At 65.5% G+C, this 13,284-nt stretch carries 24 protein-coding genes; all 24 read left to right on the top strand.

The genetic code is table 11. The features are described 5' to 3' along the window. Positions 1-95 precede the first annotated feature (95 nt). A complete protein-coding gene (gene tuf, locus B7K24_RS00650; RefSeq protein ID WP_084127926.1) occupies positions 96-1,286 on the top strand; it encodes an elongation factor Tu in 1,191 nt (396 codons plus the stop codon). 373 nt (positions 1,287-1,659) lie between these two features. Continuing rightward, positions 1,660-1,968: a 30S ribosomal protein S10 gene (rpsJ, locus tag B7K24_RS00645; protein ID WP_042213186.1), complete on the top strand. Its 309-nt coding sequence runs from the start codon at positions 1,660-1,662 to the stop codon at positions 1,966-1,968. A gap of 26 nt (positions 1,969-1,994) precedes the next feature. Next, positions 1,995-2,657 carry a 50S ribosomal protein L3 gene (gene rplC, locus B7K24_RS00640; protein WP_084127924.1) on the top strand — a complete coding sequence of 221 codons (663 nt, stop codon included), beginning with the start codon at positions 1,995-1,997 and terminating at the stop codon, positions 2,655-2,657. A 4-nt stretch (positions 2,658-2,661) separates the two neighbouring features. Then, entirely contained in the window at positions 2,662-3,351 is a 690-nt protein-coding gene (rplD, locus tag B7K24_RS00635) for a 50S ribosomal protein L4 (protein ID WP_084127922.1), read from the top strand. Continuing rightward, positions 3,348-3,653, top strand: coding sequence for a 50S ribosomal protein L23 (gene rplW, locus B7K24_RS00630; RefSeq protein WP_084077284.1), 306 nt, complete (start codon positions 3,348-3,350; stop codon positions 3,651-3,653). The genes rplD and rplW overlap by 4 nt, the downstream gene beginning before the upstream one ends. 19 nt (positions 3,654-3,672) lie before the next feature. Next, positions 3,673-4,509: a 50S ribosomal protein L2 gene (gene rplB / locus B7K24_RS00625; protein ID WP_084102328.1), complete on the top strand. Its 837-nt coding sequence runs from the start codon at positions 3,673-3,675 to the stop codon at positions 4,507-4,509. Between the two features lie 12 nt (positions 4,510-4,521). Continuing rightward, on the top strand, positions 4,522-4,800 hold the full coding sequence (gene rpsS / locus B7K24_RS00620; RefSeq protein WP_062293970.1) for a 30S ribosomal protein S19: 279 nt from the start codon (positions 4,522-4,524) through the stop codon (positions 4,798-4,800). 31 nt (positions 4,801-4,831) lie between these two features. Next, positions 4,832-5,203, top strand: coding sequence for a 50S ribosomal protein L22 (rplV, locus tag B7K24_RS00615; protein WP_084127921.1), 372 nt, complete (start codon positions 4,832-4,834; stop codon positions 5,201-5,203). Continuing rightward, a complete protein-coding gene (rpsC, locus tag B7K24_RS00610; protein ID WP_084127920.1) occupies positions 5,203-6,003 on the top strand; it encodes a 30S ribosomal protein S3 in 801 nt (266 codons plus the stop codon). The genes rplV and rpsC overlap by 1 nt, the downstream gene beginning before the upstream one ends. 5 nt (positions 6,004-6,008) lie before the next feature. Next, positions 6,009-6,428: a 50S ribosomal protein L16 gene (rplP, locus tag B7K24_RS00605; protein ID WP_084127919.1), complete on the top strand. Its 420-nt coding sequence runs from the start codon at positions 6,009-6,011 to the stop codon at positions 6,426-6,428. Then, positions 6,428-6,670 (top strand): 50S ribosomal protein L29, encoded by a 243-nt coding sequence (gene rpmC / locus B7K24_RS00600; RefSeq protein ID WP_084102324.1) that lies wholly within the window; start codon positions 6,428-6,430, stop codon positions 6,668-6,670. Before rplP ends, rpmC begins: the two co-directional genes overlap by 1 nt. 16 nt (positions 6,671-6,686) lie before the next feature. Beyond that, a complete protein-coding gene (gene rpsQ, locus B7K24_RS00595; RefSeq protein ID WP_084077278.1) occupies positions 6,687-6,974 on the top strand; it encodes a 30S ribosomal protein S17 in 288 nt (95 codons plus the stop codon). 61 nt (positions 6,975-7,035) lie between these two features. Further along, entirely contained in the window at positions 7,036-7,410 is a 375-nt protein-coding gene (rplN, locus tag B7K24_RS00590) for a 50S ribosomal protein L14 (RefSeq protein WP_084127917.1), read from the top strand. Continuing rightward, on the top strand, positions 7,410-7,751 hold the full coding sequence (rplX, locus tag B7K24_RS00585) for a 50S ribosomal protein L24 (RefSeq protein ID WP_084102322.1): 342 nt from the start codon (positions 7,410-7,412) through the stop codon (positions 7,749-7,751). The genes rplN and rplX overlap by 1 nt, the downstream gene beginning before the upstream one ends. Beyond that, on the top strand, positions 7,748-8,308 hold the full coding sequence (gene rplE / locus B7K24_RS00580; RefSeq protein ID WP_084127915.1) for a 50S ribosomal protein L5: 561 nt from the start codon (positions 7,748-7,750) through the stop codon (positions 8,306-8,308). The genes rplX and rplE overlap by 4 nt, the downstream gene beginning before the upstream one ends. Positions 8,309-8,310: 2 nt before the next feature. Beyond that, positions 8,311-8,496 (top strand): type Z 30S ribosomal protein S14, encoded by a 186-nt coding sequence (locus tag B7K24_RS00575; protein ID WP_062069937.1) that lies wholly within the window; start codon positions 8,311-8,313, stop codon positions 8,494-8,496. A 63-nt stretch (positions 8,497-8,559) separates the two neighbouring features. Beyond that, positions 8,560-8,958 carry a 30S ribosomal protein S8 gene (gene rpsH, locus B7K24_RS00570; protein WP_084127913.1) on the top strand — a complete coding sequence of 133 codons (399 nt, stop codon included), beginning with the start codon at positions 8,560-8,562 and terminating at the stop codon, positions 8,956-8,958. Between the two features lie 18 nt (positions 8,959-8,976). Continuing rightward, on the top strand, positions 8,977-9,513 hold the full coding sequence (gene rplF, locus B7K24_RS00565; protein WP_084127911.1) for a 50S ribosomal protein L6: 537 nt from the start codon (positions 8,977-8,979) through the stop codon (positions 9,511-9,513). Positions 9,514-9,515: 2 nt separating this feature from the next. Then, entirely contained in the window at positions 9,516-9,887 is a 372-nt protein-coding gene (rplR, locus tag B7K24_RS00560) for a 50S ribosomal protein L18 (RefSeq protein ID WP_084127909.1), read from the top strand. Between the two features lie 23 nt (positions 9,888-9,910). Next, a complete protein-coding gene (rpsE, locus tag B7K24_RS00555) occupies positions 9,911-10,474 on the top strand; it encodes a 30S ribosomal protein S5 (RefSeq protein WP_084077271.1) in 564 nt (187 codons plus the stop codon). Further along, positions 10,474-10,656 (top strand): 50S ribosomal protein L30, encoded by a 183-nt coding sequence (gene rpmD, locus B7K24_RS00550; protein WP_084127907.1) that lies wholly within the window; start codon positions 10,474-10,476, stop codon positions 10,654-10,656. Before rpsE ends, rpmD begins: the two co-directional genes overlap by 1 nt. Further along, positions 10,656-11,336, top strand: a complete 681-nt coding sequence (rplO, locus tag B7K24_RS13585; protein ID WP_084127906.1) for a 50S ribosomal protein L15 — start codon at positions 10,656-10,658, stop codon at positions 11,334-11,336. Before rpmD ends, rplO begins: the two co-directional genes overlap by 1 nt. A gap of 82 nt (positions 11,337-11,418) precedes the next feature. After that, positions 11,419-12,717 carry a preprotein translocase subunit SecY gene (gene secY / locus B7K24_RS00540; RefSeq protein WP_084127904.1) on the top strand — a complete coding sequence of 433 codons (1,299 nt, stop codon included), beginning with the start codon at positions 11,419-11,421 and terminating at the stop codon, positions 12,715-12,717. Continuing rightward, positions 12,717-13,283, top strand: a complete 567-nt coding sequence (locus B7K24_RS00535; protein WP_084127902.1) for an adenylate kinase — start codon at positions 12,717-12,719, stop codon at positions 13,281-13,283. Before secY ends, B7K24_RS00535 begins: the two co-directional genes overlap by 1 nt. Position 13,284: the final 1 nt, after the last annotated feature.

The raw sequence follows: 13,284 nt of genomic DNA, 5'->3' as shown, positions 1-13,284 counted from the left end.
CAATAACGACCAGTAGGGATCTACCCCGGATGGCTTCGAGCCACACCAGGGACTAGCATCTTTACCTCAGTCTCACTAATCAGGAGGAATACCTCATGGCTAAGGCCAAGTTCGAGCGGACCAAGGACCACGTCAACATCGGCACCATTGGTCACGTTGACCACGGTAAGACGACGCTGACCGCTGCGATCTCGAAGGTGCTGCACGACAAGTACCCGGACCTCAACCCCTTCACGCCTTTCGAGGACATCGACAAGGCTCCTGAGGAGCGCGAGCGCGGTATCACGATCAACATCGCGCACATCGAGTACGAGACCGAGAAGCGCCACTACGCGCACGTCGACGCTCCGGGTCACGCCGACTACATCAAGAACATGATCACCGGTGCCGCCCAGATGGACGGCGCGATCCTCGTGGTCGCCGCGACCGACGGTCCCATGGCCCAGACGCGTGAGCACGTGCTGCTCGCCAAGCAGGTTGGCGTTCCCTACCTGCTGGTCGCGCTGAACAAGTCCGACATGGTCGACGACGAGGAGATCCTCGAGCTCGTCGAGGTCGAGGTCCGTGACCTCCTGTCCTCGCAGGGCTTCGACGGTGACAACGCTCCCGTCATCCAGGTCTCGGCGCTGAAGGCGCTCGAGGGCGACGCTGAGTGGGTTGCCAAGGTTGAGGCGCTCATGGACGCGGTGGACGAGAACGTTCCGACCCCGCAGCGTGACATGGACAAGCCCTTCCTCATGCCGATCGAGGACGTCTTCACGATCACCGGTCGTGGCACCGTCGTCACCGGTAAGGTCGAGCGCGGCAAGCTGGCGATCAACTCGGAGGTCGAGATCCTCGGCATCCGCGAGCCCCAGAAGACCACCGTCACCGGTATCGAGATGTTCCACAAGCAGATGGACGAGGCGTGGGCCGGCGAGAACTGCGGTCTGCTGCTGCGTGGCACCAAGCGCGAGGACGTCGAGCGCGGCCAGGTTGTGGTCCAGCCCGGCACCACCACGCCGCACACCCAGTTCGAGGGTCGCTGCTACATCCTGAACAAGGACGAGGGTGGCCGCCACAACCCGTTCTACACGAACTACCGTCCGCAGTTCTACATCCGCACCACCGACGTGACCGGCGTCATCACGCTGCCCGAGGGCACCGAGATGGTCATGCCCGGTGACACCACCGACATGTCGGTTGAGCTCATCCAGCCCATCGCCCTCGAAGAGGGTCAGGGCTTCGCGATTCGTGAGGGTGGCCGCACCGTGGGTTCCGGCACCGTCACCAAGATCGTCAAGTAAGTAGTTTCCTACTTCGCGCGAGCGGGGGTTCGGCTTCGGCCGGGCCCCCGCTTGTGCGTGCGGGGGGCCGATGCCGGAGCCGGGTTTCGTCCTCGTAGGCGAGTGGGCGGGATTCGGTCGCGGTGCCCCGCGACGCGAGCGTGATACCACGGTAGAGTGGACGGTCGCAGGCAAGCGGGGCCCGTGTTGCGAGGAACCCCCAAATCTGGCACAATATTCAGGTTGCCTATTGCGGGCAGCCGCACACCACACCCACGTGACCATCGAGAAATCGAAGGCGCACAGGTATGTCGAAGATAAGCGACACGCCCGAGCGCGGGGGTCGGTGGAAGTGGAGACCACAGTCGTCCAAGAGAAAAGGCAGAACCACGCCATGGCGGGACAGAAGATCCGCATTCGGCTGAAGAGCTATGACCACGAGGTCATCGACTCCTCCGCCCGCAAGATCGTTGAGACGGTCACGCGCGCCGGCGCCTCGGTGGTCGGCCCCGTGCCGCTTCCGACGGAGAAGAACGTGTTCTGTGTGATCCGTTCTCCCCACAAGTACAAGGACTCCCGCGAGCACTTCGAGATGCGCACCCACAAGCGCCTCATCGACATCGTGGACCCGACGCCCAAGGCTGTCGACTCGCTCATGCGCCTCGACCTGCCCGCGGACGTCAACATCGAGATCAAGCTCTAATCCAGAGAAATAAGGACACAAGCACCATGACTACGACTTCCAATGCCCAGCGCACCACCCGTGCGCTGCTGGGTACGAAGCTGGGCATGACGCAGGTGTGGGACGACGAGGGCCGGGTCATTCCCGTCACCGTCGTTCAGGTTGACACCAACGTCGTGACCCAGGTGCGCAACGTCGAGCGCGATGGCTACGAGGCCGTCCAGCTCGCGTTCGGCACTGTTGACCCCCGTCGCGTCACGAACCCGCTGAAGGGCCACTTCGAGGCAGCCGGCGTCACGCCGCGCCGCCACGTGGCCGAGGTTCGGACCGCTGACGCCGCCGACTACTCGCTGGGCCAGGAGCTCACCGCCGAGGTGTTCGAGGCAGGCCAGAAGGTCGACGTGACCGGCACCACCAAGGGAAAGGGCACCGCCGGTGTCATGAAGCGCCACGGCTTTGCCGGTGTGGGCGCCTCCCACGGTGCGCACCGCAACCACCGCAAGCCCGGCTCGATCGGTGGCGCTTCGACGCCGTCGCGCGTGTTCCGTGGCCTCAAGATGGCCGGTCGCATGGGTAATGACCGCAAGACCATTCAGAACCTCACCGTCCACTCGGTTGACGCCGAGAAGGGTCTGCTGCTCGTCAAGGGCGCCGTCCCCGGTAACAAGGGCGGGGTCGTCCTCATCCGCTCCGCCGTGAAGGGTGCGTGACACCATGGCTGAAACGCTGACTGTCGACGTGCTCGACGCCTCGGGCAAGAAGGCCGGCACCGCCGACCTGCCCGGCGAGGTGTTCGACGTCGTCACGAACGTCCCCCTGATTCACCAGGTCGTCGTCGCCCAGCGCGCCGCCGCCCGCCAGGGCACCCACGCCACCAAGACCCGCGGCGACGTCGCGGGTGGTGGTAAGAAGCCCTACAAGCAGAAGGGCACCGGTCGTGCCCGCCAGGGTTCGATCCGCGCTCCCCAGTTCGCTGGTGGTGGCACGGTGCACGGTCCCCAGCCGCGCGACTACTCGCAGCGCACCCCCAAGAAGATGAAGGCCGCCGCCCTGCGTGGCGCCCTCTCCGACCGGGCCCGCGCCAACCGCGTCCACGTCCTTCAGGGCGTCATCGCGGGCGAGACCCCCTCGACCAAGCAGGCCCTTGAGGCCGTCGCGAACCTCACCAACGGCCGTAGCGCCCTGGTCGTTCTCGAGCGCTCGGACGAGATCGCATTCAAGTCGCTGCGCAACGCGGCCTGGATCCACGTCATTCCGGTTGACCAGCTGAACACCTACGACGTCCTGGTGCACGACGACACCGTCTTCACCTCCGGCGCTCTCGAGGCGTTCCTGGCCGGCCCGGCCACGGGCAAGTCGGCGACCGCGGTTGCCACCGAGTCCGAGGCGGAGGAGACCAAGTGAGCACCCTGAACAAGAACCCCCGCGACATCCTCATCCGTCCGATCGTGTCGGAGAAGAGCTACTCGCTCATGGACGAGGGCAAGTACACCTTCGAGGTCGACCCCCGGGCGAACAAGACCGAGATCAAGATCGCCGTTGAGCAGATCTTCAACGTCAAGGTTCTCTCGGTGAACACCATCAACCGCAAGGGCAAGACGCGCCGCACCCGCTTCGGGATGGGCAAGCGTAAGGACGTCAAGCGCGCGATCGTCACCGTCGGTGGCGGCGAGGCGCTCGACATCTTCTCGGGCCACGTGGGCTAGGTAAAGGACTCAAGCAACCATGGCTATTCGCAAGTACAAGCCGACGACGCCGGGCCGCCGTGGCTCGTCGGTCGCCGACTTCGTCGAGGTGACCCGTTCCACCCCCGAGAAGTCGCTGACCCGTCCGCTTCACAAGAAGGGCGGCCGTAACAACACCGGTCGCATCACCACCCGTCACCAGGGTGGCGGTCACAAGCGCGCCTACCGCGTGATCGACTTCCGTCGTCACGACAAGGATGGCGTTCCCGCGACCGTCGCTCACATCGAGTACGACCCCAACCGCACCGCGCGCATCGCGCTGCTGCACTACGCGGACGGCGAGAAGCGTTACATCATCGCCCCCGAGAAGCTGTCGCAGGGCACCGTGGTCGAGGCTGGCCCCGGCGCTGACATCAAGCCCGGCAACAACCTGCCGCTGCGCAACATCCCGGTCGGTACGGTCATCCACGCCATCGAGCTCAAGCCCGGTGGCGGCGCCAAGATCGCCCGCTCGGCGGGCGCCTCGGTGCAGCTCGTCGCCAAGGAGGGCCGCTTCGCGCAGCTGCGCATGCCCTCCGGCGAGATCCGCAACGTCGACGCGCGCTGCCGCGCGACCGTCGGCGAGGTCGGCAACGCCGAGCAGTCGAACATCAACTGGGGTAAGGCCGGCCGTATGCGCTGGAAGGGCAAGCGCCCGACCGTCCGCGGTGTCGTCATGAACCCGGTTGACCACCCGCACGGTGGTGGTGAGGGCAAGACTTCCGGTGGTCGCCACCCGGTCTCGCCGTGGGGTAAGCCCGAGGGCCGCACCCGCAAGCCGGGCAAGGAGTCCGACAAGCTCATCGTCCGCCGCCGTCGTACTGGCAAGAAGCGCTAAGGAGCCTGAAGAATGCCACGCAGTCTCAAGAAGGGCCCCTTCGTCGACGACCACCTGCAGAAGAAGGTGGACGCCCAGAACGATGCGGGTACCAAGAACGTCATCAAGACCTGGTCGCGCCGTAGCGTCATCACGCCGGACTTCCTGGGTCACACCTTTGCCGTGCACGACGGCCGCAAGCACGTCCCGGTGTTCGTCACCGAGTCGATGGTCGGTCACAAGCTGGGCGAGTTCGCCCCGACCCGCACGTTCAAGGGCCACGTGAAGGACGACCGCAAGGGCCGCCGCTAAGGCGCCCGAGCGTAGGTAAGAGGAGTTACTGATGGAAGCCAAGGCGCAGACGCGATACGTTCGCGTGACCGCCCAGAAGGCTCGCCGCGTCGTGAACCTGGTCCGCGGGATGAACGCAGTCGAGGCCATCGCCTCGCTGAAGTTCCAGCCCCAGGCCGTCGCTGAGGATGTGCGCAAGCTCATCGCCTCGGCGGTTGCCAATGCGCGGGTCAAGGCCGAAGCCGCTGGTGAGCGTTTCGACGAGCGCGAGCTCGTTATCCAGTCGATCACGGTGGACGAGGGTCCGACCATGAAGCGCATTCAGCCGCGCGCTCAGGGTCGTGCCAACCGGATCCTGAAGCGCACGAGCCACATCACTGTGGTCGTCGCTCAGCCCGCCGCCGTCAAGGAAGGGGCCAAGTAATGGGTCAGAAGATCAACCCGCACGGCTACCGCCTGGGGATCACCACCGACCACCGCTCGCGCTGGTTCGCGGACTCGACCAAGAAGGGCGAGCGCTACCGCGACTACGTGGACGAGGACGTCAAGATCCGCAAGCTCATGTCGCAGGGCCTCGAGCGCGCTGGCGTGTCCAAGGTCGAGATCGAGCGCACCCGTGAGCGCGTGCGTGTCGACCTGCACACCGCGCGTCCCGGCATCGTCATCGGCCGCCGCGGTGCGGAGGCAGACAAGCTGCGCGCCAACCTCGAGAAGCTGACCGGTAAGCAGGTCCAGCTGAACATTCTCGAGGTAAAGAACGCCGAGGTCGACGCTCAGCTCGTCGCCCAGGGCATCGCGGAGCAACTCGCTTCGCGTGTCGCGTTCCGTCGCGCCATGCGCAAGGGCATCCAGTCCGCGCTGCGTGCCGGTGCCAAGGGCATCCGCGTGCAGTGCTCGGGCCGCCTCGGTGGCGCTGAGATGTCGCGTTCGGAGTTCTACCGCGAGGGCCGTGTGCCCCTGCACACGCTCCGCGCGAACATCGACTACGGCTTCTTCGAGGCCAAGACCACCTTCGGCATCATCGGCGTCAAGGTGTGGATCTACAAGGGCGACATGACGGAGAAGGAGTGGGCCGCCGAGCAGGCGAAGGCCCCTCGCCCCCAGCGTGGCCGCCGTGACGGCCGCGGCCCCCGTCGTGACGGTGGCCCGCGTCAGCAGTCCGCCTCCGGTTCGGCCGAGGCTCCCGCAGCCGAGGCTCCGGCCGAGGCGAAGAAGGAGGCTTAAGCAGCATGCTTATTCCCCGTCGTGTGAAGTACCGCAAGCAGCACCACCCGAAGCGTTCGGGTATGGCGACCGGCGGTACCCAGGTGACGTTCGGCGACTTCGGCATCCAGGCTCTCGAGCCCGCGTATGTCACGAACCGCCAGATCGAGGCGGCTCGTATCGCCATGACCCGTCACATCAAGCGTGGTGGAAAGGTGTGGATCAACATCTACCCCGACCGTCCGCTGACCAAGAAGCCTGCCGAGGTCCGCATGGGCTCCGGTAAGGGTTCGCCCGAGTGGTGGGTGGCCAACGTGAAGCCCGGACGTGTGATGTTCGAGCTCGCCGGTGTGCCGGAGGAGCTGGCCCGTGAGGCCCTCCGCCGCGCGCAGCACAAGCTGCCCATGAAGACCCGTTTCGTGACCCGTGAGGGTGGTGACATCTGATGGCTATCGGCACCAAGAGCCTGATGCCCGGTGAGCTCGACGCCATGGAGGACGAGCGCCTCGTGGAGGAGCTGCGCAAGGCCAAGGAAGAGCTGTTCAACCTGCGCTTCCAGTCGGCCACTGGCCAGCTCGAGAACCACGGCCGCCTCAAGGCCGTCAAGCGCGACATCGCCCGCATCTACACGATCCTGCGTGAGCGCGAGCTCGGTATCCGCACCGCCCCGTCGGCGTCGGCCGAGTAAGGAAGTTCGAGGACACATGGCTACCAAGAAGCACAGCACGGCCACCGCCGAGCACCGCGCGTACCGCAAGACGCGTCGCGGTTACGTGGTGAGCGACAAGATGGACAAGACCATCACCGTCGAGGTTGAGGACCGCGTCAAGCACCCCCTCTACGGCAAGGTCATCCGTCGCAACAGCAAGATCAAGGCCCACGACGAGCTCAACACCGCCGGTATCGGCGACCTCGTTGTCGTGATGGAGACCCGCCCGCTGTCCGCGTCCAAGCGGTGGCGTCTGGTCGAGATCGTCGAGAAGGCCAAGTAACTAACGTTCGACCAGGCTCGCCGGGTAAGACCGGTCGAGAACCAGACGACAGGAGACACACATGATTCAGCAGGAGTCGCGGCTGCGCGTCGCCGACAACACCGGTGCCAAGGAGATCCTTGTCATCCGCGTGCTCGGTGGCTCCAAGCGCCGCTACGCCGGCATCGGCGACACCATCGTCGCCACCGTCAAGGACGCCATCCCCGGCGGCAACGTCAAGAAGGGCGATGTCGTCAAGGCGGTGGTCGTGCGTACCGCTAAGGAGCGCCGCCGTCCCGACGGTTCGTACATCAAGTTCGACGAGAACGCTGCGGTGATCCTCAAGAACGCGGACTCGGGCGAGCCCCGTGGCACGCGCATCTTCGGCCCGGTGGGCCGTGAGCTGCGCGACCGTAAGTTCATGAAGATCATTTCGCTGGCACCGGAGGTCATCTGATGGCGAAGATCAAGAAGGGCGACCTCGTGGTCGTCATCACCGGTCGTGACCGTGGCCAGCAGGGCCGCGTGCTCACCGTCGACGTCGAGAACGACCGCGTGGTCGTCGAGGGCGTCAACCGTGTGACCAAGCACATCAAGCCGGGCACCCGCCGCGACCAGCAGCAGGGCGGCATCGTTCAGACCGAGGCGTCGCTGCACGTCTCGAACGTGATGCTCGTCGACCCGGAGACCAAGAAGGGCACCCGTGTGGGCTTCCGCACGGAGCAGGTCGAGCAGGACGGCCGCACCCGCACCAAGCGCGTGCGTGTCGCCAAGCGCTCGGGTAAGGACGTCGAATGACCACCGCAACGGCCCAGCCGCGCCTCAAGGAGAAGTACCGCTCCGAGATCATCGCGAAGCTCCGCGAGGAGTTCGGTCACGAGAACATCAACCAGGTCGCCGGCCTGACCAAGGTCGTCGTCAACATGGGTGTCGGTGACGCCGCGAAGGACTCGAAGCTCATCGAGGGTGCCATCGCGGACCTCACCGCTATCACCGGGCAGAAGCCCACCGTGACCGCGGCCCGCAAGTCGATCGCCCAGTTCAAGCTGCGTGAGGGTCAGCCCATCGGCGCCCACGTCACGCTGCGTGGCGACCGCATGTGGGAGTTCCTCGACCGCCTGATCTCGATCGCCCTGCCGCGTATCCGCGACTTCCGGGGCCTCAGCTCCAAGCAGTTCGACGGCAACGGCAACTACACGTTCGGCCTCACGGAGCAGTCCATGTTCCACGAGATCGATCAGGACAAGATCGACCGCGTCCGCGGCATGGACATCACTGTGGTGACCTCCGCGACGACCGACGCCGAGGGCCGCTCGCTGCTGACGCAGCTGGGCTTCCCGTTCAAGGAGAAGTAACCATGGCGAAGACTGCCCTGAAGAACAAGGCCGCCGGCAAGCAGAAGTTCGCCGTCCGCGCCTACACCCGGTGCCAGAAGTGCGGTCGTCCGCACTCGGTGTACCGCAAGTTCGGCCTCTGCCGCGTGTGCTTCCGCGAGATGGCTCACGCAGGTGAGCTTCCCGGCATCACCAAGAGCAGCTGGTAAAACCACTACGCCACAGGTCCGCGAGCTCTCGCGGAAACCATGGCGAGGAAGAGTTCAACACTCATGACGATGACTGACCCCATCGCAGACATGCTGACGCGTCTGCGCAACGCGAATGCGGCGTACCACGAGACCGTGTCGATGCCGCACTCCAAGCTCAAGGCGAACATCGCCTCGATCCTGGAGCAGGAGGGCTACATCACCGGCTCGGAGACTGCCGATGCCGAGGTGGGCAAGACCCTCACCCTGACCCTGAAGTACGGCCCCAACCGTGAGCGTTCGCTCGCGGGCGTGCGCCGCGTGTCCAAGCCGGGCCTGCGTGTGTACGCGAAGTCGACGAACCTGCCCAAGGTTCTCGGCGGACTGGGTGTCGCGATCCTGTCCACCTCCTCCGGTCTGCTGACTGACCGCGAGGCCGAAAAGAAGGGCGTCGGCGGCGAAGTCGTCGCGTTCGTCTGGTAACCGGAAAGGAGCACTCATATGTCACGCATTGGCAAGTACCCCGTTCCGGTTCCCGCCGGAGTGGACGTCACGATCGACGGCGCGCTCGTGAGCGTCAAGGGCCCCAAGGGCACCCTGACCCACACCGTGGCCGCCCCGATCTCCGTCTCGCAGGGCGAGACCGGCATCGAGGTCAAGCGCCCCGATGACGAGCGCCTCTCGAAGTCGCTGCACGGCCTGACCCGCACGCTGATTGCCAACATGGTCGAGGGCGTCACCAAGGGTTACGAGAAGAAGCTCGAGATTGTCGGCACCGGTTACCGTGTCGCGCTCAAGGGCTCGGACCTCGAGTTCGCGCTCGGCTTCTCGCACCCCGTCGTGATCGCACCGCCGCAGGGCATCACGTTCGCCGTCGACGGCCCGACCAAGTTCTCGGTCGCGGGCATCGACAAGCAGCAGGTCGGCGAGGTCGCCGCCAACATCCGCAAGGTGCGTCCCCCGGAGCCCTACAAGGGCAAGGGCGTGCGCTACGCCGGCGAGCAGGTTCGCCGCAAGGCCGGAAAGACGGGTAAGTAACCATGGCTATCACCATTAAGGGCAAGGGGAAGCAGGTACAGCGCAAGCGCCGCCACTTCCGCCTGCGCAAGAAGATCTCGGGCACGACCGCTCGTCCCCGTCTGGTCGTCACCCGTTCGTCGCGCCACATGGTCGCGCAGATCGTGGACGACACGATCGGCAAGACCCTGGTGTCCGCGTCGACCCTTGAGGCCGACGTGCGTGCGCTCGAGGGCGACAAGACCGCCAAGGCCTCGAAGGTCGGCGCACTCGTCGCCGAGCGCGCCAAGGCTGCCGGCATCGACACCGTGGTCTTCGACCGCGGTGGCAACAAGTACCACGGTCGCGTGGCCGCGGTCGCGGACGGCGCACGAGAGGGCGGCCTGGCCCTGTAGGGCCCGGCCGAGGAGGTATTCGTATGGCTGACAACAGCAACCGTCGCGACAACCGTCGCGGCAACGAGCCCGACAACAAGTTCATCGAGCGCGTCGTCACGATCAACCGCGTCTCCAAGGTCGTGAAGGGTGGTCGTCGCTTCAGCTTCACCGCCCTCGTGATCGTCGGCGACGGCGAAGGCAACGTGGGCGTGGGTTACGGCAAGGCCAAGGAGGTGCCCGCGGCGATTTCCAAGGGCGTCGAGGAGGCCAAGCGCAACTTCTTCCGCGTTCCCCGCATCCAGGGCACCATCCCGCACGCTGTGCAGGGTGAGGCCGCTGCGGGCGTCGTGTTCCTGCGTCCCGCGTCGCCGGGTACCGGTGTGATCGCGGGTGGTCCCGTGCGCGCCGTGCTCGAGTGCGCTGGCGTTCACGACATCCTGTCCAAGTCGCTCGGCTCGTCGAACGCGATCAACATCGTGCACGCGACCGTGGCGGCCCTGAAGTCGCTCGAGCAGCCCGAGGCGGTGGCCGCACGTCGCGGCAAGGCCGTCGAGGACGTGGCCCCGGCCGCGATGCTCCGTGCACAGGCAGCGGGAGTGAAGTAATGGCACGCCTCAAGGTTCAGCAGAAGAAGTCGACGATCGGCGTCAAGCCTGCGCAGCGGGAGACCCTTCGGTCGCTCGGTCTGAAGCGCATCGGCGACATCGTCGTCAAGGAGGACCGTCCCGAGATCCGCGGGATGGTCAAGGCGGTGGATCACCTGATCACCGTCGAGGAGGTTGAGTGATGGCTGAGGAGAAGAACGCTCCTGCCGAGGCCGCTGAGGCGACCGAGGCCAAGAAGCCGGCCGCCAAGAAGCCGGCTGCGAAGAAGCCCGCCGCCACCAAGGCTGCCGCCGAGAAGAAGCCTGCCGCCAAGAAGGCGACTGCTTCGAAGGCTGCCGCGGAGGACAAGCCGGCCGTGAAGGCGACTGCCAAGAAGGCAGCCGCGAAGAAGGCCGACGCCGAGCCCGAGGCCAAGGTGACGACCCTGAAGATGCACCACCTGCGCCCCGCGCAGGGTGCACACACCAAGAAGACCCGCGTGGGTCGTGGTGAGGCATCGAAGGGTAAGACCGCCGGTCGCGGTACCAAGGGCACCGGAGCTCGCTACCAGGTTCCGGAGCGCTTCGAGGGTGGACAGACGCCCATCCACATGCGCATCCCGAAGCTGCCCGGCTTCAAGAACCCGAACAAGGTGACCTTCCAGGTCATCAACGTCGGTCAGCTCGGTGAGCTCTTCCCGAAGGGTGGAGAGGTCACGAAGGCCGAGCTCGTCGCCAAGGGAGCCGTCCGTAAGAACCAGCCCGTCAAGGTGCTGGGCGAGGGCGAGATCTCCGTCAAGGTGACGGTCGTGGATGCGGACAAGGTTTCGCAGTCCGCGAAGACCAAGATCGAGGCCGCAGGCGGCTCGGTCAACGAGGGCTAGAGTCTAGGGGCGGGCCGCACCACGGTGCGGCCCGCCCTACGCTCACCCGGGCACAGTCCCGGACCCCACTAGTGGAGGATCAATGCTGCGAGGCTTCCTCAACGCGTTCCGCACGCCGGATCTGCGCAAGAAGCTCCTGATCACGCTCGGAATCATCGCGATCTATCGCATGGGCGTGGCCATCCCGACGCCGGGAATCAACTACGAGAACGTGCAGCTGTGCGCGAACCAGACGACGACGAACAGCGCGTTCCAGATCCTCGATCTTTTCTCGGGTGGAGCCCTACTCCAGCTGTCGATCTTCGCGCTCGGCATCATGCCGTACATCACCGCGTCGATCATGGTGCAGTTGCTGCGCGTGCTCATTCCGCGCTTCGAGACCCTCTATAAGGAGGGACCGGAGGGTCAGGCCAAGCTCACCCAGTACACGCGCTACATCACCGTCGGCTTCGCAGCGTTGCAGTCGGCGTCGTACATCACGCTCGCGCGCAACGACGTGTTCTTCCCCGGCTGTGCCGTCCCGATCATCCCGAACGACTCGTGGTACACGATCGCCATCATGATCCTCACGATGACGACCGGTACGGTCCTCGTCATGTGGCTCGGCGAGCGGATCACGGAGCGCGGTGTAGGGAACGGCATGTCGCTGCTGATCTTCACCTCGATCGCCGCATCGTTCCCCGGCGCCGTGTCGACCATCTGGAACTCGTCGGACGGTGTACGCAACACCGTGCTCGTGGCGATCCTCGTGCTGGCGATCATCGCCGCGGTCGTGTTCGTCGAGCAGTCGCAGCGCCGCATCCCTGTGCAGTACGCCAAGCGCGTCGTGGGCCGCCGTACGCTCGGTGGTTCCTCCACCTACATTCCGATGAAGATCAACATGGCGGGCATCATCCCCGTGATCTTCGCGTCGTCGCTCCTCACGCTGCCGACCGTCATCGTGCAGTTCTCGGGCAACAACCCGGCCGACTGGGTGATCTGGCTTCAGAACCACGTTGCCAACCCGGGTTCGCCGCTGAACATCGCTCTGTATGTGACGCTGATCATCTTCTTCGCGTACTTCTACACGGCCATCACGTTCAACCCGGACGATGTGGCCGACAACATGAAGAAGTACGGCGGCTTCATCCCGGGTATCCGTCCCGGCCAGCCGACCGCCGACTTCCTGTCCTATGTGCTGTCGCGCATCACCGCCGCGGGCTCGATCTACCTCGCGCTGGTGGCGCTGCTTCCGACCGTCGTCTTCGTCGCCCTCGGGCTCGGCACCTCGATCCCGTTCGGCGGGGCGTCGGTACTGATCCTCGTGGGTGTCGGCCTCGACACCGTCAAGCGCATCCAGTCTCAGCTGGAGCAGCACAGTTACGAAGGGTTCCTCCGATAATGCGTACCGTTCTCCTTGGCCCGCCCGGAGCGGGTAAGGGCACCCAGGCAGCCCGTCTCGCGGAGCGCTATGGCGTCCCCGCCATCTCGACCGGAGATATCTTTCGCGCGAACGTGAAGGGTGAGACCGCCCTGGGCCGCAAGGCGCAGGAGTACATGTCTGCCGGTGCTCTCGTTCCCGACGAGATCACGAACGCGATGGTGCGGGATCGACTGGCGCAGGACGACGTCGCCGACGGTTTCCTGCTCGACGGCTACCCGCGCAATCCGGAGCAGGCTGTCGAGCTCGACACCATGCTGAGCGATCTTGGTGTGACGCTCGACGTCGCGATCGAGATCACCGCCGACTCCGACGCGGTGACCGAGCGACTGCTCAAGCGCGCCGAGATCGAGGGCCGTGCGGATGACACCGAGCCCGTGATTCGCAAGCGTCTCGAGGTCTACGCGACCCAGACGGCACCGTTGACGGCCTTCTATGAGGGACGTGGCGTGCTGGTGCAGGTCGACGGGCTCGGAGAGGTCGGCGACGTGACCGACCGCATCGTCGCCGCCGTCGAGTCCCACTAAC

The sequence above is a fragment of the Demequina sp. NBRC 110055 genome (assembly GCF_002090135.1).
Classification (GTDB): Bacteria; Actinomycetota; Actinomycetes; order Actinomycetales; family Demequinaceae; genus Demequina.
Note: the sequence above shows the minus strand (reverse complement) of the source record. Positions and strands in the feature narration are given on the sequence as shown.

What these genes read in the sequence shown, in the direction of transcription:
- tuf (WP_084127926.1), top strand. Translation starts at nt 96, where the DNA reads ATGGCTAAGGCCAAGTTCGAGCGGACCAAGGACCACGTCAACATCGGC.
- rpsJ (WP_042213186.1), top strand. Translation starts at nt 1,660, where the DNA reads ATGGCGGGACAGAAGATCCGCATTCGGCTGAAGAGCTATGACCACGAG.
- rplC (WP_084127924.1), top strand. Translation starts at nt 1,995, where the DNA reads ATGACTACGACTTCCAATGCCCAGCGCACCACCCGTGCGCTGCTGGGT.
- rplD (WP_084127922.1), top strand. Translation starts at nt 2,662, where the DNA reads ATGGCTGAAACGCTGACTGTCGACGTGCTCGACGCCTCGGGCAAGAAG.
- rplB (WP_084102328.1), top strand. Translation starts at nt 3,673, where the DNA reads ATGGCTATTCGCAAGTACAAGCCGACGACGCCGGGCCGCCGTGGCTCG.
- rpsS (WP_062293970.1), top strand. Translation starts at nt 4,522, where the DNA reads ATGCCACGCAGTCTCAAGAAGGGCCCCTTCGTCGACGACCACCTGCAG.
- rplV (WP_084127921.1), top strand. Translation starts at nt 4,832, where the DNA reads ATGGAAGCCAAGGCGCAGACGCGATACGTTCGCGTGACCGCCCAGAAG.
- rpsC (WP_084127920.1), top strand. Translation starts at nt 5,203, where the DNA reads ATGGGTCAGAAGATCAACCCGCACGGCTACCGCCTGGGGATCACCACC.
- rplP (WP_084127919.1), top strand. Translation starts at nt 6,009, where the DNA reads ATGCTTATTCCCCGTCGTGTGAAGTACCGCAAGCAGCACCACCCGAAG.
- rpmC (WP_084102324.1), top strand. Translation starts at nt 6,428, where the DNA reads ATGGCTATCGGCACCAAGAGCCTGATGCCCGGTGAGCTCGACGCCATG.
- rpsQ (WP_084077278.1), top strand. Translation starts at nt 6,687, where the DNA reads ATGGCTACCAAGAAGCACAGCACGGCCACCGCCGAGCACCGCGCGTAC.
- rplN (WP_084127917.1), top strand. Translation starts at nt 7,036, where the DNA reads ATGATTCAGCAGGAGTCGCGGCTGCGCGTCGCCGACAACACCGGTGCC.
- rplX (WP_084102322.1), top strand. Translation starts at nt 7,410, where the DNA reads ATGGCGAAGATCAAGAAGGGCGACCTCGTGGTCGTCATCACCGGTCGT.
- rplE (WP_084127915.1), top strand. Translation starts at nt 7,748, where the DNA reads ATGACCACCGCAACGGCCCAGCCGCGCCTCAAGGAGAAGTACCGCTCC.
- B7K24_RS00575 (WP_062069937.1), top strand. Translation starts at nt 8,311, where the DNA reads ATGGCGAAGACTGCCCTGAAGAACAAGGCCGCCGGCAAGCAGAAGTTC.
- rpsH (WP_084127913.1), top strand. Translation starts at nt 8,560, where the DNA reads ATGACGATGACTGACCCCATCGCAGACATGCTGACGCGTCTGCGCAAC.
- rplF (WP_084127911.1), top strand. Translation starts at nt 8,977, where the DNA reads ATGTCACGCATTGGCAAGTACCCCGTTCCGGTTCCCGCCGGAGTGGAC.
- rplR (WP_084127909.1), top strand. Translation starts at nt 9,516, where the DNA reads ATGGCTATCACCATTAAGGGCAAGGGGAAGCAGGTACAGCGCAAGCGC.
- rpsE (WP_084077271.1), top strand. Translation starts at nt 9,911, where the DNA reads ATGGCTGACAACAGCAACCGTCGCGACAACCGTCGCGGCAACGAGCCC.
- rpmD (WP_084127907.1), top strand. Translation starts at nt 10,474, where the DNA reads ATGGCACGCCTCAAGGTTCAGCAGAAGAAGTCGACGATCGGCGTCAAG.
- rplO (WP_084127906.1), top strand. Translation starts at nt 10,656, where the DNA reads ATGGCTGAGGAGAAGAACGCTCCTGCCGAGGCCGCTGAGGCGACCGAG.
- secY (WP_084127904.1), top strand. Translation starts at nt 11,419, where the DNA reads ATGCTGCGAGGCTTCCTCAACGCGTTCCGCACGCCGGATCTGCGCAAG.
- B7K24_RS00535 (WP_084127902.1), top strand. Translation starts at nt 12,717, where the DNA reads ATGCGTACCGTTCTCCTTGGCCCGCCCGGAGCGGGTAAGGGCACCCAG.